We start from the raw sequence: 26,069 nt of genomic DNA, 5'->3' as shown, positions 1-26,069 counted from the left end.
ACTTTCTCCCCCTAATTACTCTTAATTCTCGGATCTACAATGCTATATGTGATATCCGATATTAAATTTGCAAGCAATCCTAAAAACGAAAAGAATAATAGTAGCGCCATCATTAACGGATAATCTTTACCACTGATTGCATCAATGAGTAGCTTACCAATACCAGGATAAGAGAAAATGGTTTCTGTAATGACAGCACCGCCGAAGACAGATAAAACATCTGCACCAAAAAACGTTACGATGGGTATAATAGAATTTCTCAAAATATGCTTATTATATATTTTAGATTCTGATAAACCTTTCGCACGTGCTGTTCGAATATAATCTTTACGGGAATTTTCGATAATATCGTTTCTTAAAAATTGTACATAGCTGGCTGTAGATAGCAATCCTAAAACGGTACCCGGTAGAATAGCGTGATAAATTTTACTGATATAATAAGGCATCGTCCCTGGTTCTAGACCAATCTCTACCGAACCAGAAAATGGAAAAAGGCCTAATTGAAAAGCAAAAATGTAAATAGCAAATACACCTGCAACAAATAAAGGGATAGCCAGCATTAAATAATTTAAAAATTGAATACTATAATCATATAAACTATAGGGTTTGCGTCCTGACAAAATCCCTAAAGGAAAAGCAATCAAATATGTAATCACGAGACTGATTACGCCAAGTAAAATCGTATTTGGCATTCTTTCTTTAACTAAGTCGATTACTGGACGTTTGTAGCGAATGGAATCTCCTAAATCTCCGTGTAATACACGTTCTCCCCACTTGAGATATTGAACCGGAATCGGTTCATTTAAACCTAGCTTTTCACGTTCCTCTTCATAATATTTTGCACCCGCTTTTGGATCTATGTTACCTGAAAACGCATCCCCGGGCTGTAACTTAGCAATTGTAAAAATGACAATGGACATAAGCAGTAGCATCGGTATCATAAGTAAAATTCTTCTTGTAATTAAAGTTGTCATTTTGTCATCCCTCCATCATTTAATAAGATACATGCCGCATAATGATCTTTACTCACTTCTACAGACGGTGGCTTTATCTCAGCACATCTCGGTTCTGCAACTGGGCATCTAGTATGGAATGGGCACCCTTTTGGTGGATGACTGGGTGAAGGTAAATCTCCTTCTAATATGATACGTTTCTTACGTGCTTTTGGATTAATTTCTGGAATCGCTGAGATGAGAGACTGTGTATAAGGATGTGACGGATTTTGATATATTTGTTCAGCCGGACCTTGCTCTAAAATATGACCTAAATACATCACACAAATATAATCACTGACATGTTTTACGACACTTAAATCATGGGCAATAAAAAGATAACTGAGACCAAATTCTTCTTGTAATTCGTCCATGATGTTCAATACTTGTGATTGGACGGACACATCCAAGGCACTGACCGGTTCATCTGCAATAATCAGCTTAGGTTTGAGCGCAAGTGCACGTGCAATGCCCACACGCTGACGTTGTCCTCCTGAAAACTCATGCGCATATTTATAATAATCAGCTTCATTCAAGCCCACACGTCTAAGAAGGCTTTTCACTTCACCCTCTATATCCTTTTGCTTTTTCTTATAGTAATTCCTGATTGGTTCTCAAACAATATCGCCTACCATTTGCATTGGGTTTAGCGAGGCATATGGATCTTGAAACACCATTTGAAAACCTTTGCGCGCTTCTCTTAGCGCTTTCCCCTTAAGCTTTGTTAAATCTTGACCACAAAATAGAATCTCACCAGCATCCGCCTTTTGTAAACATAAAATCGTTCGACCTGCAGATGATTTACCGCAACCTGATTCTCCAACCAAGCCTACCGTCTGTCCTTTTTTTATAGAAAATGAAATGTCATCGACAGCTTTTACTTCCCCCACTTTTCGTTGAAACACACCCCCCTTAATTGGATAATACTGTTTGAGATTTTTTACTTCTAAAATATTTTCATTCATCATGATTATTCCCCCTCTTGAATTGCGCCTCATCTTCATATAAGTGACAAAAAACTTGATGTTCTTCTGCAATCGAAATGGCTTTGACATTTTTTTCTAAGCAAATAGGCATCGCATTCGGACACCTATTCGCAAAACGGCAACCCACTTGAGGGAGTTCTGTTAAACTCGGTACACTACCTTGAATCGTTTCTAATTTATCTTGTTGGACATCCAATCGAGGTATGGCTTTTAAAAGTAACTTGGTATAAGGATGTTTCGGATGGGTAAATATTTCTTCAACAGTTGCCGTCTCAACAATTTTACCTGCATACATTACAGCAACACGGTCGCAAATTTCTGATATCACTCCTAAATCATGTGAAATAAAAATGATCCCCATTTGTGTATCTTGCTGAATGCGTTTAAGAAGTTCTAATATTTGCGCTTGAACCGTCACATCTAGCGCTGTTGTAGGCTCGTCAGCAATTAATAATTGAGGCGCGCATGAAACGGCCATTGCAATCATGACCCGTTGTCGCATCCCCCCTGATAATTGATGTGGATACTCGTCGACGACCTTGTCTGGACGCGGAATCCCTACATCTTTCAATAATTGAATGGCTTTTGACTTCGCTTCTTTTTTTGAAAGTTTTAAATGTAGCATCAGCATTTCCATAAGTTGGCTTCCAATGGTAAAAACTGGATTTAAAGACGTCATCGGCTCTTGGAAAATCATCGCAACTTCTTTACCCCGAACACGATTGAATTGTTCGGCTTGAAGATTATCGATACGTTGGTCTTTGTACATCACTTCTCCAGATGCAATCGTTGCGATTTTTTCAGGCAACAATTTTAAAATGGATAAACTTAATACCGATTTTCCAGAACCGGATTCTCCTACAATGCCTAATATTTCACCTTTTTTTACTTCCAAATCGATATTTGATATTGCGTTATGTCGTTGCCCTTCTATGTAAAATGCTGTTGATAAACCTTTAACTTCTAACAAATTGCCATTATTCATTTTTCCACCCCTCTATGCGCGTATAAAACGTCTTAAAATTAAAAATAATATATGCCCAATTTTTTGATGATAACAATCGTATTTTTATATTAAGAAAAGGACAGGGTTGTTATACATCAACCCCATCCCTTTTAAATCATCATCTTAACAGTTGACTCTTATTTTTTATCTTCAACTGCCCATTGGTAAATAGGGTTCGATCCCTTCAATGATACTTCAAAGTTTTTCACTCTGTTATTCACAACTGTCACATCTTTTAATTCAACGATTGGAATAACAGGTACATCTTCAGCCATAATTTTTTGCCATTCTAGATATTTTTCTTTACGCTTTTTATTACTATCTCCAACGACTTTTGAATCTACCGCTTCACTTAACAGCTTATCCGCTTTTGGATTGTTATAGCGTGATTCATTCCATAACGCTGTTGATTTATATAAGTCTGATGGATCTGGATCCGCACCTTGTTGCCATGTTCGGAAGTAAACTTCCATATCTTTTGAAGTATTTTCTAAATCTGTTGCATACTTACCAAACTCTTCCATTTCAACTTTCGTTTTAAGTCCTACCTTTTCCCAATAACCTTTAATCGCTGCTGAACGCGGTTCAAATGTAGGGTTAGAGCCGGCATAATGTTTTAAGTTAACTACAAATGGCTTGCCATCTGGATCTTCACGCCAGCCGTCACCGTCTTTATCCTTATAACCTGCGTCATCTAATAATTTTTTCGCTTTCTTAACGTTGTGATCGTATTCGTGTACATCATCTTTTTTAGCACCACTCCAATGTGCTGATGGAATGAGACCATTTAATGGTTTACCATATCCATAATAAAATGCGTCAATCCATTCTTTACGATTAATCGCGTACGCCATCGCTTGACGCAATTGTTTATTTTGATATTTCGGTCTTTCTTTTCCAATTTTCCGACTTTTCTTGTCATAATCATTTAAAACAAAACCAATAATTGTATATGATGTTGACGGTGCTTCTAACAACTTCAAGTTATCTGAACCACTGTCTTTAATTTCTTTGGCAATAGGAGGCGTAATTGAAGCCATATCAATATCCCCTTTTTCAAGTGCTTGTGTCATAGATGTCTGTTCTACAACACGTAAATTGATCTTGTCGATTTTCGGTTCACCTTGCCAGTAATCTTTATTTTTAACTAACTCTACTGACTCCCCATCAACAATATTTTTAACTTTAAATGGTCCAATACCAATTGGATGTTTACGCACAGCATCAGATTTCGCCATATCCTTCACTGGAATATCTTTAAAGATTTTTTCACTGATTGGTGCAGATGTCCATAACTCTAACAAGTTGTTCGCTTTATGTGCTTTGAACGTAACTTCTGCAGTATAATCGTCAATCTTTTTAATACCACTGATGTTTTGCGCTTGGCCTTTATGCTTTTCCTCTGCCCCTTTAATAACGTCTACACCGCTATATCTTGGTCCATCATAATCAGGATCTGCAATCGTTTCTAAAGTGAAAATCCAGTCATTAATTGTGAGCGGATTACCGTCTTGCCACTTAATCCCTTTTTTCAATTTGAATGTATACGTTAGATCATCATCTTTATGCTTTTCCCATGACAAAATTTTAGGTTTAATTTGTAAATTGTCATCCAATTCAATCAATGAATCATTAAAATAGTCAATAACACCTGAATCACCTGTAGAACTTGAAAAAATAGATTGGAAGTTTCCTTCTGGCGGTTCAGCAATCCCCACATTCAAAGTTCCTCCCTTAGCATCACTTTTTTCAGTTTTGCTACTATCATTTTTAGCAGTATCTCCACTTTTTCCACAAGCTGACAAAACTAAAACTACACTCAATGCTAAAAACAATACATAACGATAAGCCTTTTTCATTGGCGTTCCCCCTTAAATATAATCATTGAATTATCTTTTCTTTACTATTATTGTATTTTTCTGAATTTTTTGTCAATATGTATTTTTATAATTTGTATTCTTTTATTATTTATAATAATGTACACAAATTTTAACATTTGAAACAAATATAAATTTATAAAGAGTAGATCATTTATATAAAAATAGAATAATAACATCTCAACATCAACAGAGACATTACTGTTCTAAAAGCTGAATGCTTTGTATATTTATAAAGTAGACGGGTAATGCTATTTTAACTGTAAAATAGTCATTTATATTGTAGATAACGCATCAACAATCGACACATCCCCTGTTAAAATTTGAAATTCTTTACCGTGATATTTGGTTTGAGCAGCCACTTCATATAAAACCGCAGCAACATCCTCTCGTGGAATTTTTCGATCATTCGGTTGATCAAAATATTGCGCAGCACGGATTTCCCCTGTACCCGAATCATTTGTTAACGCATCTGGATATAGTCGCTGTTAGTGCACTTCGTCTTAAATAGTCATCGTCATAATGTTTTGCGATAGTATAAGGTTTTAAATCTCCACTCGCATCAAACGCTTCACGTCGAGAGTCGTAGGTTGAAACCATTATAAAGTTTTCCACTTTCGCCGCTTCGCTTGTTTTAATCGCTTTGACAGCACCATCTAAATCAACAATGATTGTTTTTCTGCCCCTGTACGCCCTCCAGAACCGACTGAAAAAATGACTTGACTATAATCTTGAAACAACTATGTTAACGATTCGATAGATTCTTTTTCAATATTAATATAAACGGTGCCAATACCTTTTGTTTCTAACGCTTATTTTTGTGCATGGTCACGTACACTCGTTGTAAAACCCGTGTCGTTGGATTGGAATATTCTCACTAAATGTTGACCTACACCGCCATTGGCACCTAAAAGTAACGTCTTTATCATAAAGTTTCCTCCTCTATCTAATCATCTCACGTTTCATGATAGTACAATTAATACACACGCCTTTGATTCTGCTCATTAAATAGTGCTTACAATCTATCACATCTTCTCTCAAACAATTAAGTTAGCATGTGCAACATGAAAGCAAATAATAAAATCAAAGCTAGTGGAAAAACAATAAAATAGCATCCACTTGTTTTTATTCCTAATATCATGCGCCCTATTTAAAAAGTATTACATAATCAATGTAAAAAAGATAACTACAATATACATAAGAAAGAATAACTTAATATTTAGAGAAAATAGTTAAAAAAGAAAAAGAGGATAAAGTAAAATAATATTGGTTTACAAAACGTGTCAATTAAATTCCTTCCTTCATCTCACTGAAACGAATAGGAGCTTTTATACATCCTATCGTTAATGCCCTTCCCTTTTTAATCATTAAAAAAAGCCGCACACGTGAGGGGCGTGTACGGTTCAAAACATTATTTAAGGGTTATTATGATTCTAAAAGAGTGAATAGATCCATGTCTTATTGTTTTACCTAGCCGATAGGTGTTAAGGGGGTTACACCTTTAAAGTCAACGTATTGGTATGCTTTTTCAACTTCTTCATCTGTCGGGGGCTCGACATCATTAAGTTCATAAGGAACACCAAGTGCTTCCCATTTATGCACACCAAGCTGATGATAAGGTAAAATCTCAAACTTCTCGACATTACCAAGTTTATTTATAAATGCGCCGAGTGCTACAAGGTCTTCGGGGGTATCAGTAAGACCTGGCACAAGCACATGTCTAATCCATATCGGTTGACCTTTATCAGCTAAATATTGAATATAATTTAATATATGAGTATTGGGTTTTCCAGTTAATCTTTTGTGCGTTTCATTGTTAATATGTTTTATGTCAACCATCAACAAGTCTGTATACTCGAGTAGTTGATCAAAATGTTTTTTAAACGCTTCAGTATCGTTTGCACAGCCTAAAGATGTGTCAATACAAGTGTGAATGCCGTGCGCATGAAGCTTTTTAAAGAGCTCCGTTATAAATGGCATCTGTAGAAGCGGTTCTCCACCACTAACTGTAACGCCGCCTCCAGATGCTTCAAAATATGGGAGGTACGGTGTGATTTCAGCCACAAGTTCATCTGGTGATGCTGATCGCGACGGCTCATTAATCTTCCATGTGTCTGGATTATGGCAGTATAAGCATCTCAATAAGCAACCTTGTGTAAAGATGATATAGCGTAGACCTGGTCCATCTACTGTTCCTAAACTTTCAATTGAATGAATGTGTCCTCTAATCATTGTACTCCCCCATTTTACCTTCTCTTAAAATCTGTCACTCCGACTGTGACACCTATTGCTTTGCCGTTACATTGTTTCGTGGAATGTACGAGATATAACGTCTAATTGTTGTTCGCGTGTTAATTTAATAAAGTTTACAGCATATCCAGATACACGAACCGTTAATTGTGGATATTCTTCTGGGTGTTCCATCGCATCAATCAATGTTTCACGGTTAAATACGTTGATGTTTAAGTGGTGACCATGTTGTAAAGCATAACCATCAAGGATACTTACAAGGTTTTGTTCTTGTGTGTATTCTTCTTTACCTAATGATTTTGGAACGATACTAAATGTATTAGAAATACCGTCTTTACAGCAGTCATAAGGTAATTTAGCTACTGATGATAATGATGCTAATGCACCGTTTGAATCACGGCCGTGCATTGGGTTTGCACCTGGTGCGAATGGTTCGCCAGCTTTACGTCCATCTGGTGTATTACCTGTTTTCTTACCATAAACAACGTTTGAAGTAATTGTTAATACACTCATTGTATGTTCTGAATCACGGTAAGTGTGATGTTTGCGTAATTTTCTCATGAAGCTTTCTACAAGTTGTACCGCAATATCATCTACACGTGGATCGTTGTTACCGTATTTAGGGAATTCGCCTTTAGTTTCAAAGTCAACTACTAAGCCATTTTCATCGCGTACTGGACGAACTTCTGCATATTTAATTGCTGATAATGAGTCAGCTGCAACTGATAAACCTGCAATACCTGTTGCCATTGTACGGTGTACATCTGTATCGTGAAGTGCCATTTCAATACGTTCATAACTATATTTATCATGCATGTAGTGGATGACATTCAATGAGTTAATGTACACGCCTGCAAGCCATTCCATCATTTCATCAAATTGACGATAAACTTCATCATAGTCTAAAACTTCTGATTCGATTGGCGCAAAGTTTGGTGCAACTTGAGCACCTGATTTTTCATCTTTACCACCATTAATCGCATATAATAATGTTTTAGCTAAGTTTGCACGTGCACCGAAGAATTGCATTTGTTTACCAATACGCATTGCAGATACACAACATGCAATACCATAGTCATCGCCGTAACTTTCACGCATCAAGTCATCATTTTCATATTGAATTGAACTTGTTTTGATACTCATTTTTGTACAGTAACGTTTGAAGTTTTCAGGTAAACGAGTTGACCAAAGTACAGTTAAGTTTGGTTCTGGTGCTGGTCCTAAGTTATCTAATGAATGTAGGAAACGGAATGAGTTTTTAGTTACCATATGGCGACCGTCAATGCCCACACCACCAATAGATTCTGTTACCCAAGTTGGGTCACCAGAGAATAATGCGTTGTAATCAGGTGTACGCGCAAATTTTACAAGACGTAATTTCATGATAAAGTGGTCGATAATTTCTTGTACTTCTTTTTCAGTAATTGTACCTGCTTCTAAGTCACGTTCAGCATAAATATCAAGGAAAGTTGAAGTACGACCTAAACTCATTGCTGCACCGTTTTGTTCTTTAATTGCTGCAAGATAAGCCATGTATAACCATTGAACAGCTTCTTTAAAGTTTTCAGCTGGACGACTTAAGTCGAAACCGTAACGTTCACCGAGTTGTTTTAATTCTTGTAAAGAACGATATTGTTCTGATACTTCTTCTCTTAAACGGATGACATCTTCAGTCATTGTTGATGATAATTCATTGAAGTCTCTTTGTTTTTCTTCCATTAAGAAATCAATACCATATAATGCGACACGACGATAGTCACCAATAATACGACCGCGTCCATATGCATCTGGTAAACCTGTGATAATACCTGCTTTACGACACGCTAACATTTCTTTTGAGTAAGCATCGAATACACCTTGGTTATGTGTTTTACGATATTCTGTGAAAATATGTTCTGTTTCTTTATCTAATTCATAACCATAAGCTTCACAAGCAGCTTTTGCCATTCTGATACCACCAAATGGTTGCATTGAACGTTTGAATGGCTTGTCAGTTTGAACACCAACAATTTGTTCTAACGATTTGTCTAAATAACCTGCATCGTGCGATAAAATTGTTGATGGTAATTTTGTATCCATATCCCAAATGCCGCCACGGTCACGTTCTTCTTTAGATAAAGCCATCACTTGATCCCATAATTTTTCAGTTGCTTCAGTAGGTCCTTCTAAGAAACTATCGTCACCTTGATAACCTGTGAAGTTCAATTGGATAAATTCACGCACATCTACATTGCGAGTCCAACGTCCAGTTTTAAATCCTTCCCAAGCATTGCTTCGAGTATTCGTATCTTTAATCATGGTTACATACCTCCAATTAGGTTTTGTTCATCATTTCACAATCAGTATAACAGGACTTGTGGATGAAATCACTTTAAATTGTAAGCGTTTTAAAATATGTCATATTTTGGATTTATTTTGTATAAATTTTCGTCACAATTCTAGTCTTATATTTTTAATTTTTTAATCATACAACTATGCTGTGAAAAACATGCTTATGGGCCTCAAGTCTCAACTCAATTTGCCTTCATTGAATCAGAAGCGAAGTCACACAATACGAAGTTTTATCATAAAAAAGAGAGCACTCAGACGATTTTCTATTTAAAATCATCTGAGTGCTATTTATTTTGGGATTGATGTCCCTCTTTTATATTTACAGATCATGCGTAAGACATGTCACCTTATATGATTGTAAATTCAATTTTTAAAAGTGTATGTACAAACACGTGTGGACAAAGTCATGCTGCTTATAAAGTATTTTAATTCTAAAGCTCAACTTGTTATTTTTCAGTCGCTGTAAATTTGTATATCTCAGAAGTGTAGAGTTTAAACACTTTAGAAAGCAAAAAATTGACTATAAAGCCTACAACAAGTGGGATAATAAAAAATACAAAAATCACAATCATCAGCGATGTTATATGATTACCTTCCATTAATTCTAATGCTTTAATCGGGCCCACAAGTCCAACAATTCCAAACCCAGCCGTTTCTTTTGTTCCAGTTATACCGAGCAGTGCGCCTACAGCTCCTGTAATCGCAGCAGTAACACCCACTGGTAAAAAGATGATAGGGTAGCGAATCGTATTAGGAATCATCATCTTCATGCCCCCTAATAAGATCGCAATGGGCACACCAATTTTATTGACACGTAAAGTACCAATAAACAGCACGATTGCTGTTGTGGCTACCCCAATAGCAGCTGAACCCGCAGCTAATCCAGAAATTCCTATCGCTAGACCGACTGCAATCGTAGAAATAGGTGAAATGATAATAAATGAAAATAAAACCGCAATCAATACGCCCATTAAAACTGGCTGTAAAGTCGTAAAAGTATTCACCAAACTTCCGATTGCTAATGTAATTTTACTGACATAAGGTAAGGTTAAAACGCCGATAAGACCCGGTACACCTCCGACTAAAATAGGTAATAAAATTACATTTAGGCTTCCTAAGCGATCACCAATCCATAATACAAGTAGAACCGCAATTGAAGCGGTAATCATCGTATTAATTAAATCTCCAATTCCTACGATTTGCCACCCGGCTTCAGTCACTTTAGCTGCACCAGAACCTACAAAAGATGCCGCTCCTACTAAAGCTGTACTCATAGGGTCAAGTTTGAATTGTAAGGCAATAAGTACACCGACCATAACAGGTAAAGCAAACTGTATGCCTAGTACGACAAATTGTAATGTGCTAAATATATCTGCATATTGGCTTAAATACTTAAATAATCCACCTAATACAGCATTAGGAATCAGTCCTGCAATTATTGAAATCGCTAAACCATTCAACACCTTATACATAAATTGTTTAAAGTTCATTCTTTTCTCTGTTGCTTCCATTTTATCTACCACCTGAAATGAGTTAATGAGATGTATTACATGGCTAAGTTGTGAAATGGACAGTAATATTAAGGATTATGCCATCTGATTGGAGACATAAGTGTACGTCGTCATGTACTATATGATACACCACTGGTTTCAGACACATTTCCTTTTTTTAACATTCACCTTTTTTTAGCTGCATTTGAATACTCTTGTAGCGTACCGTAACCTTTTTTATTTTTCAATATAATTTTTAGAATTTTCTTATTATTAAAGCACTAAACACGGTTAATATGCTTTTGAACAAAAAATATTAAAACGCCTTTCGAAGTCTTCATTATACAATGTCCACTTTGAAAGGCGCCTATTATGCTGTTATATATTTAAAACTGTATGAACTTAGCTAGATAAGCATCAAATTTTCGATTTCTACACACGTCTTAAACATCTCGTCGACTGTGGTTGTTATCCCTCAATCAGCTCAAAGGTTAGGGTATGCGACCAAAAATTAATGTTTCAGGCTGTTTAAACATTTCAATGGGTACGTGTATCACGCAATTGATTGTTAGGCTTGGATGAGTATTTACTGTGCACACGCATCATTGTATTGATTCTTGATTCAGCTAAATGCTCCGCCGCTTGTAATGGTAAAACATGCGTTTCTTTCGCAATTGTAAATATTTTATCCATTTGATCATAGACAGCTTTCACTTTTTTCTCAGCCCGCTCACGATGATAGCCATTCAGTTCATCAGCCACATTAATGACGCCGCCACTATTCACAACAAAATCCGGTGCATAAATAATGCCGCGTTTTTCTAACATTTGACCATGACGATTTTCTTCTAAGAGCTGATTATTGGCGCTACCACAAACCATTTTAGCTTTTAATGAAGGAATCGTTTCATCGTTCAACACGCCACCTAAGGCACATGGTGCAAAAATATCTGCATCGACACTATAAATTTCATCAATGCCGACTGCTTGCGCATCAAATGCTTCAACTGCATTCTGAACCGCTTCTTCGTTAATATCAGTGACGATCAAATGTGCTCCTTCATCATGCAAATATTGGCACATATGAAAAGCAACATTGCCCACACCTTGGACGGCAACTGTTTTTCCTTTTAATGAGTCTGACCCGAAGGCTTCTTTCGCAGTTCGCTTCATTGCGTAATAAACCCCCAATGCGGTCATCGGGCTTGGATTGCCGCCTGAACCATAAGATTCACTAATTCCACAGACATGTGGTGTTTCTAGGTGAATCATATCCATATCTTCAACCGTTGTACCTACATCTTCGGCAGTGATATAACGTCCATCTAAGCTATGAATATAGCGACCTAACGCACGAAAGAACGCTTCGGACTTATCTTTTTTAGGGTCACCAATGACAACTGTTTTTGCGCCACCTAGATTTAAACCAGCTGCTGCATTTTTGTAGGTCATCCCTTTTGCAAGTCTCATCACATCAATGATTGCTTCTTCTTCCGTTTCATAGTTCCAAAAACGACATCCCCCTAACGCAGGACCTAAAGTCGTATCATGAATACAAATAATCGCCTTCAATCCTGTCGTTTCATCATGACAAAAAACTAATTGCTCGTAATCAGCTTGTGCCATTTTTTCAAAAATCATTGCCATTCCTCCTCTGTTATTTCATTTCCCGTGGATGAAAACGTGAGTCATGGACACAGTCGAAATGTGTCTTCCCCTTTTAGAATGCAATATCACTCGCACTTTCTAACCCGTTCTTTCACTCAAGCAACAGACTTCAATTGAAGACATATAAGTTGTCGAATGTAAGCGTTTCCAACCTTTGAATATCATAACATAAGTCGGTCGTTTTTTCATAGCTGACTACTTATTTAACTAGGAAAATAATTTTAAATTTAAGCATGCTTTGCAGAATCTAACCTTTTTTCTACAAGACGTAAAAGCACATCAATACCTACAGCGATTAAAGCAATAGGAATTGCGCCTGCTAAAATAAAAGTTGTACCATCTGTCGCGTTTGTCCCTCTGATAACGACATCTCCTAATGTCGGTGCACCGATAAATGAACCCACAGCGACCACACCTACTGCGACAACCAGCGCAATTCGTACCCCACCAATGATGACTGATAATGCCAGTGGGAGTTCGATCATTCTGAGCACTTGATTTTGTGTCATGCCCATACCTTTCCCTGCGTCTTTAATATTGCTATCGACACCCGTAATGCCTGTGTACGTATTTTTAATAATCGGTAACAGTGCATAGAGGAATACAGCGACAACAACGGTCGTTGTTCCGAGTCCCATTTGTAACATCAAAATAGCGAGCATCGCAATAACTGGAACTGTCTGTATGACATTCGCTACCGTAATAACAAACCAAGCCATTTTGTTGTAACGTGATAATAAAATACCTAAAGGAATACCGATAAGAGAAGCGAATAATACGCCATACACAGACATTAATAAATGATTCAAAAATAATGCCCATAAGTAGCCAATATTATTTTGATAGTATTGGAATAACTGTTCGATTAAGTTTCCTGACATTGTTTGACCTCCTATTTATTCATTATCTTCCGCTTATTTCTCAACTTTTAACCCTTTAGGTATCGTCCATCTTTCAACTAACGCTAACAACATATCAGCAATCAAAGCGAGCGCTGTTACTAAAATTGCCGCTACAATAATCATATTGGCATTATATAAATTCAATCCATTAAAAATAAAATCACCCAAACCGCCAGCGCCTACGTAACTAGCTAGCGTCGCCCAACTAATGACATAAACGCTTGATAAACGAATCCCCCCCATAATCAATGGGAGCGCTAGAGGAAGTTCAACACTCTTCATGAGTTGAAAACGTGTCATCCCCATACTTAAACCGGCTTGCTTAATATTCTCGTCAATATTTTGAACACCTAACACGGTATTACTTAAAATAGGTAAAAGAACATATAAAAATAATGCAATAATTGCTGGTGTTTTCCCTACACCAAAAATAGGAATCATCAATGCTAAAATTGCTAATGTCGGGATAGTTTGTAAAACACCGGCTACTGTAAGGACTACATTGGCAACTTTCCGTGTTTTCGCCAATACAATACCAAGAGGTACTGCAATAATAATAGCGATAAATAACGCCATTAACGATATATAAAAATGCTCAATGGTTTTATTAAGGAGTTCACCGCTATATTCATGTAAGAATTGAATCATTAGATCCCATCTCCTATATTGTTTTCAATATTGACTTGCTCCGCTTCAGCATCTTCACCCCATATAGAGTCATAAACAATATCGACTAAATTGGCACGTGTAATCAAGCCGACGAGTCGGCCATCATTATCAACGACCGGAATGTTACGCACGTTTCGTTTTAAAATCGTTCGCACAGAATCTTGTAGCTTACTGTCTACATGTACATGGTAGACGTCACGTTGCATCACATCAATTAACTCTGCATGCTTCCGTAATCCTTCGTTTATATCCTCTATGTCTAAATAACCTAATAATTTATTTTGCTTGTTCACAATGAATATCGTATCAATTCGTTTTTCTCTCATAAGGGAGACCGTATGATTGAGCGAATCATCTGCATTAACGGTAATAGGTTTAATCATCGCATCTTGTACTGTACGTATATTCGGTCTTTCTTGTATCAAACGGTGATCACCAATAAACGTTTTTACAAAATCATTTGCTGGATGACGTAAAATATTATCTGGCGTATCATACTGTACGACTTCCCCTTCCGACATAATACAAATGCGATCTGCCAATTTTATCGCTTCGTCCATATCGTGTGTTACAAAAATAAAAGTTTTGCCAAGCTTTTTCTGTAATGATTTGACCAAATCTTGCAGTGTATCTCGTGTGATAGGATCAAGCGCACCAAAAGGCTCATCCATTAAAATAATGTCTTGTTCCGCTGCTAAAGCCCTAATAACGCCAATACGTTGCTGTTGTCCTCCAGATAATTGTGCAGGATACTGATCTAAATAAGACTCAGGTAAATCCACTAATTTGATGAGCTCTTTAGCTTTTTGCGTTTTCTTTTCTTCTGACCATTTTAATAACTTGGGTACTAAAACAATATTCTCTTTGATTGTCATATGTGGCATAAGTCCAATTTGTTGTATAACATAGCCAATACTTCGGCGTAATTCTACCGGGTTCATCTTACGGACATCTTGATCCCCAATTAAAATTTTGCCACTTGTGGCCTCAATCATACGATTAATCATTCGCAATGCTGTCGTTTTTCCGCTTCCACTTGTCCCTATAAACGCTACAAATGAGCCTTCTTCAATATCAAGACTTAAATTATCCACGGCTTTCTTTCCACCTGGATAGATTTTAGTTAAATTCTGAATACGCAACATATACTTCTCTCCTCTAGATTCGATGCTTCGATGGCATACTGTAATAGGTGTCTCATTAACAGCCACATGCTGAATGATAACGATATTCCCTGTTTAACTGTTTTTACGATTTTTTCAAATTCAACTCTATTACTATTTTAACATAATTAATGAACTATTAATTGAAAAAGCATGAATAATTACACTTAGTCAATTTACGATATAAACTTATCCACTTTCTGAACTAAATAAAGTAAAATCCCTAATGTTCATTTTTTCACAAAGACTTTAAACTAGACTTATAAGATTTAAACAGAAAGGATGAATGATGATGATACAAACACAAGAAAAGGTCGCAGATATTGTAACGCAATACCCTAAAACAGCAGATGTTTTCCGTAAATATGGCATCGATTTTTGCTGTGGTGGACAAGTTTCAATCTTGGAAGCAGTTGAACAACATCCACGTATCGATGTAAACGTATTACTCAGTGAGTTAGAGCAAGCAAGTCAAATTCAAGGTGAAGGTATAGATACACGTTATTTAGATGTGCCCTCGCTGATTCAATACATCCAATCACGTTATCACGACACTTTAAGAGCAGAATTCAAACAACTCTCTCCTTATGTAACAAAGCTGGCAAAGGTACATGGTCCTCAAAACCCTCATTTAATTCAATTAAAGTCGGTCTATGATACTTTTAAAGGCGAGATGTTAGCGCATATTGAGGAAGAAGAACAAATTGCTTTTCCAAAATTAGTTGCCGCGTATCAAGGAGAACAAATTGAAGACCTCGAGGCAACAATAGATTCGCTGACAAGTGAACATCTGAATGCAGGAGAATTATTACAAGAGATGCGTCAACTAACAGATGACTTTGAAATTCCAAGTTCAGCCTGTGGGACTTGGCGCTTAGTTTATCAACGTATTGAAGACTTAGAAAAAGAAACACATGCACATGTCCACTTAGAAAATCATGTGCTATTTCCTAAAGTAGAACAATTACTTTAATTTTAGGTCACCACTTCTATTTAACAATAAGATAATGAGAGGGCAGTTTGCATCAATTGATTGTCAACTGCCCTCTCATTGGTTTAATTCCATTTTATAATTGAGATATTTACACAGACCTATCCGTTTGATGCCAATCTGTTCAATCCAATGAAATATCATCTAATCATAGGGATTATTGACGATGGATCATAGAGAACTTAGCCATATTGCGGGCCCATTCGGTCAAATCATCAGGCCCTCTTTTTAAAGCAGATTCTACTGACCTCGGACCTGTAGACAAACTAAATACAGCATCGATACCATGCATTTCAACCGCTTCATATCCTTCCCCTAATACACCGGCTACCGCAATAACAGGTTTATGATATTTTTTCGCAGCTTTTGCGACACCAATCGGTGTTTTACCATATATCGTTTGCCCATCAATAGCACCTTCTCCAGTAATGACTAAATCAGTATTTAAAGCATAATGATAAAAATGTGTCGCATCTAAAACGATATCAATCCCTCGGCGTAATTCCACATTTAAGAAAGCACATAACCCAGCACCTAAACCACCGGCTGCACCGGCACCAGGTATGTTTTTGACCCTTTTATTGAGCATCTTTTCAATGACAGTGTTCCATTGTGTCAAAGCAGATTCTAGAATAACCTGATCTTCTGCGGTTGCCCCTTTTTGTTGGCTATATATCGCCGTTGCACCACGATAACCTAATAGTGGATTATCTACATCACATGCCACTTCAAAAAGAATATTATCAAAACGTGGATCTTGTCCTTCTCTGTCAATACGAGCAAGATGTTGCAACGCTTCACCACCAAACGGCAAATCGTTTCCTTGTGCATCATATAAACGAACACCTAGTGCTTGTAGCAAACCCGCACCGCCATCGTTTGTTGCACTTCCACCTATACCTAATATAATATGAGAGACACCTTGATCTAATGCATGACGTAAAAGCTCACCTGTCCCATAGGTTGTCGAGATTAAAGGATTACGCTGTGCTTTTGGAACCAGATCTAAACCAGACGCAGCTGCCATTTCTATCACTGCAGTTCGTCCTTCATCGGCAATACTATAAGTCGCTTCCACTGGACTGCCTAATGGCCCAGTGACTGTAGTTGTCACAAACTTTCCACCTAACGCATCGTGTAAGGATTGTGTTGTACCCTCGCCACCATCTGCCATTGGAATTTTTTTAAACGTGTCACGTTCTCCAGTCACTGACCGCCACCCTTTTTCTATGGCATGCGCTGCTTCCATTGCAGTCATGCTTTCTTTAAATGAATCCGGTGCAATTAAAATACGCATTTTTATCCTCTCCCGTTCACCCTCATTTGTTAGATTCATTTTACACCGTCCAAGCTTTAAAACAAAATGATGTATAACTAAAAAAGTGACCTAAATCTCTGAACATCTCTGTTAGAAATCTAAGCCACTTTTTCATCTCGTACATTTATTCATTTAAAACAGCTCGCGATGATTAAGCTACTTGTTCTGCAACATATATTTTACGCGTTAACCATTGACCTGTATTTTCATCATAATCATCACAAGTAATTAACGTCAATTGATCTTTTTTCTTTTTCATTTCGTCTAAAACTTCGACTTGCTCTGGTTTGACATCTTTAATTGAAGTGATTTTATAGCGACGCGTTTCATCTCCAATCTTAAAAGTCACTTTTGCGCCTTTTTTAGCCTTATGCAAGTTTGTGAATTGATAATTCAACGTATAATCCGTATGACCTGCAATGGAAATATTTTGCTGATCTAATGACTCATCGCCTTCTGCAAAACTTACACCTCGGTTGAGTTGCTCAGGTGTTGCTGGTCCCGGGTAAACAGGTTCTTTAATGTCTACTGATGGAATTTCAAGAACACCAACAATTTTTGATGGGTCTTTCGGAACTTGAGGTGTTTTCTTCTTTTCAGAAGCTGGTGCTTTTTTTTGCTCTGCCTGATACTGCTCAATCTTCTTTTCATTATCTTGCTTCGTAAAATAGGCATCGATTTTCGGCTTAAATACAAGATAAATACCACCGATAATCAGCGCAATACCTATCAGCGGAAATAACCATCGTGTCAATTTTTGCATCATTTAACCTCTTTTACAAATAATTTATGTCATTTTATTATATACTTTTACGCTCAAATTGAAAACAAAACAGAACAGATAAAAGAAGCGCCATAATGCTGAACATACCCTGTCACACCTATTCTTATTTAGGTTTGAGTCCATTGAATCTTAATGACAGTCTTTGCATTATCCATCCACTTGATCTTTAATTAATGGTTCATCAGGTTTCACAAAAAACCAAAGGGCAATAGCAATGATTACAAGTAAGGTCATCGAACGTAATATCGTTACCCAGCCTAAATAGTCCGCTAAAAATCCTGCTAATAACGGCCCTAACATCGCGCCGATGTTGCCCCATAAGTTCATCCAACCAGAAACTGTACCAGAAAAGTTACGCCCTAAATCCGTAGCTGAAACCCAGCTCATTACCATCGATAAGCCGACCCCACTTAGACAAAGTGACATCCAAAAGATATTGCCCACAAGCGTCACAGATGAAATTGCAAAATTTAAAGAAACACCGAACACAATAAAGCCAAATATAGCAATTAAAGCACGTGCTGTAAAACGCGACTTGCCTGCGCTCAAAATTTTGTCAGAAATCGTACCACCTAGCATAATTAAAATAAACATACAGAACCAAGGAATACCTGCAATCTTACTCATCGTCATTGCGTCAATTTTAAACTGCTCAATTAAATATGTCGGTAACCAAATTAAAAATAAAGTAATGACAAATTGAACAATAAAATATTGTGCAGCAATAGCATAAAAACTAAAACGAGAAAAGAACATTCCCCATGGTGCAGATGATTTTTTCGTTTTCATAATATCGCGATTTTGTAGAATGTATTGCTTTTCTGCTTCATTTACCATTTGATGATGTTCTGGTAAATCTTTTGCGATAATGCCCCATAAAATAGCAATCACGAAGCCAATTGCGCCAAAGATGTAAAAAACAGCTTGCCAACCAAATGCATTATAGATGGTTACAGTTATAAATGGCGCTAATACCGGTCCAAAATAAGATCCTGCTAACAACGCACTAGACGCACGCCCTTTTTCATTTTTACCAAACCAAAACGTATTGAAGACAGCGTTAGATGGAAACATTGGTGCTTCACCTACACCAAATAAAAATCGAATAAAAAATAAAAAGCCATGTTGTTTGACAATGCCCGTGAAAATTGTGAAAGCACTCCACCATACAAGTGCAATCGTTAACATTTTTTTCGGCCCGTATTTTTCAGCCAAAAATCCCGCTGGCACTTGCATTAACGCATAGCCAAGTGAGAAAAATGATGCAAGTAATGCAAACTGCCCTTTCGTTAAATCTAAATCTTTCATCATAGGACCTGCAATATAAGAAATGTTCGACCGGTCCATATAGGCAATGATACCGACTAGAAAGAAAATCCCTGCAAACATCCAACGTATATTTGTTTTCTTTTGACTCATAATTTTTGCCCCGCTTTCATAAAGATGCACGTCTGTCGTTTAAAATAGGTTGATATGCATCCTTCGACAAAGATGAACAGTCTTCAAAAGTAAGCACGCATCCCACTCATTCTTCCCGACATCTTTTGTCATAATAGAATTGATCTATGAATAGAATAATGCTCATGATAGATATTAATCCCTTCATATTACTATCTGAATATAGCATGTTAAGAAATCGGTTACAACATATTTTTCAGATTTTTCGATTTATTCAGAATATGGTTTGTAATAAAAAAGCGCAAGTGCCCGTTGTCATAGATGTAAGACTTCAAACACTTGCTTTTTCGAAATTTAGTTTTCTTCTATTTTACGATGACGATGTCTTTGTCCATGTAAAATACTATATAATAAAATACATATCAACATTAATATACCGGTGCCTAAATACATCGTACGGTAACCGATAGATGGCACAATGATACCGATTAATGCCGGGCCAAAGCCAATACCGATATCCAATCCGATATAGAAAGTTGATGTCGCTAAGCCAACTTTATCTGGATCTGACATTTTCACTGCGACTACGTTACCTACAGCTGTCATACTTCCATATCCGATACCGACTAAAGCGCCAGAAACTAACAAACCCCATCCCGCATGCGCTGAAGCTAAAAGCAAGAGTCCTAAGCCAAAAAGTAACAAAGCAGGATACGCAATCCAGTTTTCATGATATTCATCTAAAATGTGGCCGACGATAGGTCGCGTCAAAATAGAAGTGATGGCATAACAAATAAAGTAATAACTTGCGACTTCAGTCAAATGGATTTGCTCTGCATATAATTGTAAAAATGATAAAACAGAGGCATAGCCTAAACCACAAATCAGTACAACAAATGCAATAGGAAGCGCGGGTAACGAGATGAACTGAGAAATATGGATTTTATGATGGACTTCATGTTTAGGCTCAATTTCAACTTTGACTTTCAAGAATAACGCGATGACAAATGCAGCTATCGCAATCACAAGACAAAATGTAAAAAGAACAAATGTTGGATAGAAATGCGCTAAATAGAGTCCTAAAAAGGGCCCTACTGCTGCACCTATCACTAGACTGAGACTAAACAAACTAATAGCTACACCGCGACGTTCCGGTGGTGAAATGAGCGGAACAATTGTCCCCGTTGCTGTCGTGGCAACCGCAAGCGCAAGACCATTTAAAAATCGAGTGATTAATAAAAGGGTCAAGCTCCCTTCAATAAAATAAAGACCTTGTGTCAAAATGAAAGAAATGAGACCCACGATTAATATTTTTTGTGGACCAATCTCATGAATATAGCGTCCTACGACAAACCGTCCAATGAGTGCACCTACAATGAATATCCCTGACACAAGTCCTGCCATACCTGCAGTCACATGGTATTGTTTGATCGAATACTGTGCGATTACCACAATGAGTAAATACATTGTTAAATAAACAAGAAAATTGACTACAAAATTTAATATATAATTTTTAAGAAATTGACTCCCCTTATCCGCAGTCATTCAAAATCCCCCTTCTAAAATGGTAAGCTAGGCTAACTAATAACCTGACTATTATATCGTTTTCGATGAGTTAAATCAACCTCTTGAAATGACTAAAAGCCATATCAAAGTGCAAACTCAGTCAATTTGTGTGCTTTCTACGACTTGTTTAATGCCTTCTCAAAAATAATAAGGCATTTAGTTTAAACACTTTATCTTACATTCAGTTCATACATGAAGTATAGTCCTCACCTTCAAACAAGTCCGTTTAACTTCACAAAAGAATATGGTTTAATAGAATTGAAAACGCTTAAAATAAAATAATTGTGTCATTCATTAAGGATTGGGGCGATTGGACTAGGAAGCATTGATCCGGTCATGTTTTAAAAGCGATGATAAAGGACGCTTCACCTCGTCATTTTTAATCCAATGGCTTCATCCCCATGTATACATACGATGAATATTAAAGGAGTCAATACTATGTTATCTGATACAGAAAAAGAGCTAAAAAAGCAATATCTCGATTTGCTTGCTGAGAAATATGATTCTGAAGAAAAAGTAGCCACCGAGATTATCAGTCTCGAATCTATTTTAGAGCTTCCAAAAGGCACTGAGCATTTTGTCAGTGATTTACACGGTGAATTTCACGCCTTTCAACACGTATTACGAAACGGGTCTGGTAACGTACAAGCGAAGGTTCACGATATTTTTGACAATCGACTTGATCAAAAAACGATGAACGAATTGATTGCACTTGTTTATTATCCAGAAGAAAAGATAAAGCGAATTAGAGGCCAGTTTAACAGTAAAGCAGAACGTTATGAATGGTATGAAAAAACAATTCAACGCTTATTAGAAGTCATAACTTATACATCTTCAAAGTATACACGCTCTAAATTACGAAAAGCTTTGTCACCAGAGTATGTTTTTATTATTGAAGAGCTTTTATATAAAAGTAATAAATACAATAACAAAAAAGATTATTACGAAACGATTATTCGCCAAATCATTAAGTTAAACCAAGCCGAAAAGCTTATTATGAGTTTGGCCAATACCATTCAACGACTCGTGGTGGACCATTTACATGTAGTTGGTGATATTTATGACCGGGGACCTCATCCAGATAAAATCATTGATACGTTAATCGATTATCATTCCGTTGATATTCAATGGGGAAATCATGATGTTTTGTGGATGGGCGCCTATTCGGGGTCAAAAGTATGTTTAGCAAACCTTTTACGAATTTGTGCCCGTTATGATAATTTGGACATCATTGAAGATGCATATGGCATTAACTTGAGACCTTTATTGACTTTAGCTGAAAAATATTATGATGATAATCCAGCATTTCGTCCTAAAAAGCATCCTGAAAAGACACCGTCAGAATCTGAAAGACTACAAATCACTAAAATTCATCAAGCTATTACTATGATTCAATTTAAATTAGAGGCTCCAATTATTAAACGCCGTCCAGAATTCGAAATGGAGTCAAGATTACTATTGGATCGTGTTAATTATCAAGATAGAACAGTTGAAATAGAAGGTGTCGTATACCCTGTTGAAAATACATGTTTTAGAACCGTCGATCCAAGACAACCAAGTGCACTTCTTGAGGAAGAAAAAGAAGTGATTGATAAACTGTTAATCTCTTTCCAAGAATCTGAAAAATTGCGTCGTCATATTGACTTTCTAATGAAAAAAGGTAACCTTTATTTGCGTTATAATGGCAATCTTTTAATTCACGGTTGTATTCCTATTGACGAACAAGGTGAAATGGAAGGTATGGTCATTAATGGGCAATATGAATCAGGTCGCGCATTAGTGGATGAATTTGAAAAGCATGTTCATTATGCATATGAACAAAAAGACGAACACGATGACCTTTCTACCGATTTAGTTTGGTATTTATGGACAGGTAAATATTCTTCACTTTTTGGAAAGCGTGCAATGACAACATTTGAACGTTATTTCATTCAAGATAAAAAAACGCATAAAGAAAAGAAAAACCCATATTATCATTTGCGTGAAGATGAAGCTGTCGTCAAAAAAATGTTAAAAGAGTTTGATTTAGATCCAGAGCAAGGCCGAATTATTAATGGCCATACACCTGTAAAAGAACGTGATGGTGAGACACCTATCAAGGCCAATGGTAAAATGCTCGTCATCGATGGCGGCTTTTCAAAAGCCTATCAATCGACAACAGGAATTGCTGGTTATACTTTACTCTACAATTCATTTGGCATGCAGTTGGTGGCGCATCAGCAATTCAACTCAAAAGAAAATATGTTGGAAACTGGTGAAGATGAGTTATCAATACGACGTGTCGTGGATGAAGAGTTAGAACGTAAGCTTATTCGCGATACTAACAAAGGTGTAGAATTGCAGAAAGAAATCGACATGTTGAAAGCGCTCATGAACTATCGTTACATGAAAAAATCAACACATCGTTAATTAAATATATCGACTACGCATGCATAGACATTGATAATACAATCTTGATTTGAAATGTCTTTGGTTGGTTTTCATTGTTGGCAATTTTATCAGTTATCATACAAGTATGTGGGGCGAGACATCATTATGTCTTGCCCCTATTTTATTGCAAATAAAAGTGGTAATGTTCAAAAGAAAGGTGTAAAATTTGAGAGTGCGCATTGAAGTGGTTCAAAATGAAGTATGAAAACATGATGGATATCATATCAATTACAACCTTATTACGTAGGCAAGTTCGAAGTGGGTGTCGGTCGATTGTCAGCCCAAAGTGCCTGCTATAGCATTTTTGTATAAAGACAGGATCCAGTTCTTTCCTCATTATCAAATAACTTTGACTAAACAACCAAATTATTTCATTACTTCAAAGTGCTGTCTATATAAAACCAAAAATAATAACTATTTGATCTCAGAAATTTTTCATATGATAGATTGGAAATTCAAATCATATGACTAGAGCAAAATCGAACTTTTACACTATTTTACTTTTTAAATCGTGATGTATTATAATGTTGAAAGCGTTTACTTATGAAATGCGAATTATTGGAGGGAGAAATTTTGATTGATATTCTACAAAAACTCAATGCAATATTGTGGGGGGCACCGAGTTTAATTTTATTAACAGGGACAGGGTTATTTTTAACCCTCTTACTTAAAGGGATGCAATTTACAAAATTATTGCATGCATTTAAACTGGCATTCATTCCAAATGAAAGTGATAAAGACAATGAAGGCGATATCAGTAACTTTAAAGCTTTAATGACATCACTCGCTGGAATGATAGGGAATGGGAATATCGCCGGTGTAGCAACTGCCGTCACTTTAGGTGGTCCCGGTGCCGTATTTTGGATGTGGGTTGTGGGCTTGCTGGGCATGACAACAAAATATGCGGAAGCTTTACTCGCAATGAAATACCGCGTTCAAAATGATAAAGGGGAATTTTCAAGTGGTCCGATGTATTACATAGAAAAGGGTCTTGGTCATCGCTTTAAATTTTTAGCGGTCGCTTTCGCTATATTCGGTGCGTTTGCAGCACTGGGTATTGGTAATAGCGTGCAATCAAATACGATTGCCGACGTCATGAAAAATAGTTTTAACGTGAGTGGCTTTGTGACCGGCATTGTTTTAGTGATACTCATCTCATTAATTATTTTTGGTGGTTTAAAGCGCATTAGCAATGTGGCAGGCTTTTTTGTTCCAATGATGGCCATTTTTTATATTGGCGCAGCCATCATCATTTTAATTCTCAATTACAATCAAATATTGCCATCATTTGGTTTAATTTTTCAATATGCATTTACACCCGTCTCCGCTGCAGGTGGCTTTTCAGGTATTTTAGTCATGCAAGCCGTTCAAAATGGGGTTTCTAAAGGGATTTTCTCCAACGAAGCAGGTTTGGGTACAGTCGCTTTAATCTCAGGAAATGCTAAAGCTGAAAAACCAGCCATTCAAGCGCTAGTCGCAATGACAGGAACTTTTATTGTAACGATTGTCGTTTGTACAATGACAGCACTCGTCCTTCTCGTTACAGGATTTTGGGATCCAACAGGTGGTTTACTTTCTGGTGTGCATCATGATGCAAGTTTAGAAGCCGGTGCACTTACAAGTAAAGCTTTTGGCGCAAGTTTAGGTTCGATGGGGGAATACGTTGTATCGCTATCGGTCATCTTTTTCGGCTTTTCAACGATTATTGCTTGGTTCGTCTATGGGGCAAAATGTTTTGAATATCTGTTCGGCGTAAAATATGTCATGTTTTATGGCATCATTTATGTCATCGCAACATTCATCGGTACAGTAGCTAACTTAAGAACTGTTTGGATGTTTGCAGATACAGCGAATGCTTTAATGATGATTCCAAACTTAATTGGTATTTTATTCTTATACAAAGTGATTAAAGAAGAAACAGATCTTTACTTTAAGCCGTCTGTACGTCAATATTCATAAAATAAAACAAGAGGCTAGTATAGAAGTTCCACAATAAATAGCGCTAAGATGATTTTTAATAGAAAATTGTCTCAGCGCTATCTTTTTATGATAAAAACTTCGTATTGTATGACTTTGCTTTCCAAGAGGGCATCCTCTATACAAGCACATTCATAAAGTTAAAGTTATCAAAAATTTATGTCTCGAACTCTTCTTTTTATAGATATATTTGCAATTGGAAATGTGTCCCTTCCATACTTTCGTTTGAACCTACTTGAGAAGGGTATGGGTACATTGAGGTGAAAAATCA

17 protein-coding genes and 2 pseudogenes are annotated in these 26,069 nt (G+C 36.8%); 3 read left to right on the top strand and 16 right to left on the bottom strand.

The window, feature by feature from the left end; translation table 11 throughout:
- Window positions 1-11: 11 nt before the first annotated feature.
- The 12 genes and pseudogenes from opp4B to KM149_RS02385 all read right to left on the bottom strand — a co-directional run bounded on the left by opp4B (window position 12) and on the right by KM149_RS02385 (window position 15,316).
- The gene (gene opp4B, locus KM149_RS02440) at window positions 12-974 is read right to left on the bottom strand and encodes an oligopeptide ABC transporter permease (protein WP_241415503.1); all 963 of its coding nucleotides are present in this window, start codon (window positions 972-974) and stop codon (window positions 12-14) included.
- A pseudogene (locus tag KM149_RS02435) lies at window positions 971-1,960 on the bottom strand (ABC transporter ATP-binding protein). The gene opp4B and the pseudogene KM149_RS02435 overlap by 4 nt, the downstream one beginning before the upstream one ends.
- Window positions 1,950-2,963: an ABC transporter ATP-binding protein gene (locus KM149_RS02430; RefSeq protein ID WP_214971226.1), complete on the bottom strand. Its 1,014-nt coding sequence runs from the start codon at window positions 2,961-2,963 to the stop codon at window positions 1,950-1,952. Before KM149_RS02430 ends, KM149_RS02435 begins: the two are co-directional and overlap by 11 nt.
- A gap of 158 nt (window positions 2,964-3,121) precedes the next feature.
- Window positions 3,122-4,843 (bottom strand): oligopeptide ABC transporter substrate-binding protein, encoded by a 1,722-nt coding sequence (gene opp4A, locus KM149_RS02425; RefSeq protein ID WP_241415502.1) that lies wholly within the window; start codon window positions 4,841-4,843, stop codon window positions 3,122-3,124.
- Between the two features lie 293 nt (window positions 4,844-5,136).
- Window positions 5,137-5,787: pseudogene (locus KM149_RS02420) on the bottom strand (SDR family oxidoreductase).
- 544 nt (window positions 5,788-6,331) lie between these two features.
- Entirely contained in the window at window positions 6,332-7,093 is a 762-nt protein-coding gene (gene pflA, locus KM149_RS02415) for a pyruvate formate-lyase-activating protein (protein ID WP_050345209.1), read from the bottom strand.
- A gap of 66 nt (window positions 7,094-7,159) precedes the next feature.
- Entirely contained in the window at window positions 7,160-9,409 is a 2,250-nt protein-coding gene (gene pflB, locus KM149_RS02410; protein WP_050330005.1) for a formate C-acetyltransferase, read from the bottom strand.
- A 479-nt stretch (window positions 9,410-9,888) separates the two neighbouring features.
- Window positions 9,889-10,953, bottom strand: coding sequence for a PTS sugar transporter subunit IIC (locus KM149_RS02405; protein ID WP_214971230.1), 1,065 nt, complete (start codon window positions 10,951-10,953; stop codon window positions 9,889-9,891).
- A 516-nt stretch (window positions 10,954-11,469) separates the two neighbouring features.
- On the bottom strand, window positions 11,470-12,573 hold the full coding sequence (locus tag KM149_RS02400; RefSeq protein WP_060829433.1) for a Leu/Phe/Val dehydrogenase: 1,104 nt from the start codon (window positions 12,571-12,573) through the stop codon (window positions 11,470-11,472).
- 254 nt (window positions 12,574-12,827) lie between these two features.
- On the bottom strand, window positions 12,828-13,481 hold the full coding sequence (locus tag KM149_RS02395) for an ABC transporter permease (protein WP_016426162.1): 654 nt from the start codon (window positions 13,479-13,481) through the stop codon (window positions 12,828-12,830).
- Between the two features lie 33 nt (window positions 13,482-13,514).
- Window positions 13,515-14,150 carry an ABC transporter permease gene (locus KM149_RS02390; protein ID WP_050329999.1) on the bottom strand — a complete coding sequence of 212 codons (636 nt, stop codon included), beginning with the start codon at window positions 14,148-14,150 and terminating at the stop codon, window positions 13,515-13,517.
- Complete coding sequence (locus tag KM149_RS02385) at window positions 14,150-15,316, bottom strand: betaine/proline/choline family ABC transporter ATP-binding protein (RefSeq protein WP_182280845.1); 1,167 nt, start codon at window positions 15,314-15,316, stop codon at window positions 14,150-14,152. Before KM149_RS02385 ends, KM149_RS02390 begins: the two co-directional genes overlap by 1 nt.
- Before the next feature lie 310 nt (window positions 15,317-15,626).
- On the opposite strand from KM149_RS02385, the gene scdA reads away from it, so the two are divergent.
- Window positions 15,627-16,307: an iron-sulfur cluster repair di-iron protein ScdA gene (scdA, locus tag KM149_RS02380; protein ID WP_214971232.1), complete on the top strand. Its 681-nt coding sequence runs from the start codon at window positions 15,627-15,629 to the stop codon at window positions 16,305-16,307.
- Between the two features lie 175 nt (window positions 16,308-16,482).
- Here the strand turns inward: scdA and KM149_RS02375 are convergent, their stop codons facing one another.
- The 4 genes from KM149_RS02375 to KM149_RS02360 form a co-directional block, all read right to left on the bottom strand.
- Complete coding sequence (locus tag KM149_RS02375) at window positions 16,483-17,622, bottom strand: glycerate kinase family protein (protein ID WP_060829430.1); 1,140 nt, start codon at window positions 17,620-17,622, stop codon at window positions 16,483-16,485.
- 172 nt (window positions 17,623-17,794) lie between these two features.
- The gene (gene srtA / locus KM149_RS02370) at window positions 17,795-18,406 is read right to left on the bottom strand and encodes a class A sortase SrtA (protein WP_050345203.1); all 612 of its coding nucleotides are present in this window, start codon (window positions 18,404-18,406) and stop codon (window positions 17,795-17,797) included.
- Window positions 18,407-18,574: 168 nt separating this feature from the next.
- Window positions 18,575-19,846 (bottom strand): pyruvate MFS transporter, encoded by a 1,272-nt coding sequence (locus KM149_RS02365; protein WP_214971234.1) that lies wholly within the window; start codon window positions 19,844-19,846, stop codon window positions 18,575-18,577.
- A gap of 333 nt (window positions 19,847-20,179) precedes the next feature.
- Complete coding sequence (locus KM149_RS02360) at window positions 20,180-21,370, bottom strand: MFS transporter (RefSeq protein ID WP_165545243.1); 1,191 nt, start codon at window positions 21,368-21,370, stop codon at window positions 20,180-20,182.
- Between the two features lie 459 nt (window positions 21,371-21,829).
- On the opposite strand from KM149_RS02360, the gene KM149_RS02355 reads away from it, so the two are divergent.
- Both KM149_RS02355 and KM149_RS02350 read left to right on the top strand, forming a co-directional pair.
- Window positions 21,830-23,800: a fructose-bisphosphatase class III gene (locus KM149_RS02355; RefSeq protein WP_050329988.1), complete on the top strand. Its 1,971-nt coding sequence runs from the start codon at window positions 21,830-21,832 to the stop codon at window positions 23,798-23,800.
- 594 nt (window positions 23,801-24,394) lie between these two features.
- The gene (locus tag KM149_RS02350; RefSeq protein ID WP_214971236.1) at window positions 24,395-25,780 is read left to right on the top strand and encodes an alanine/glycine:cation symporter family protein; all 1,386 of its coding nucleotides are present in this window, start codon (window positions 24,395-24,397) and stop codon (window positions 25,778-25,780) included.
- The last annotated feature ends 289 nt before the right edge of the window (window positions 25,781-26,069 follow it).

Source organism: Staphylococcus coagulans (genome assembly GCF_022557135.1).
Classification (GTDB): domain Bacteria; phylum Bacillota; class Bacilli; order Staphylococcales; family Staphylococcaceae; genus Staphylococcus; species Staphylococcus coagulans.
This window is presented reverse-complemented; position numbering and strand designations above follow the sequence as displayed.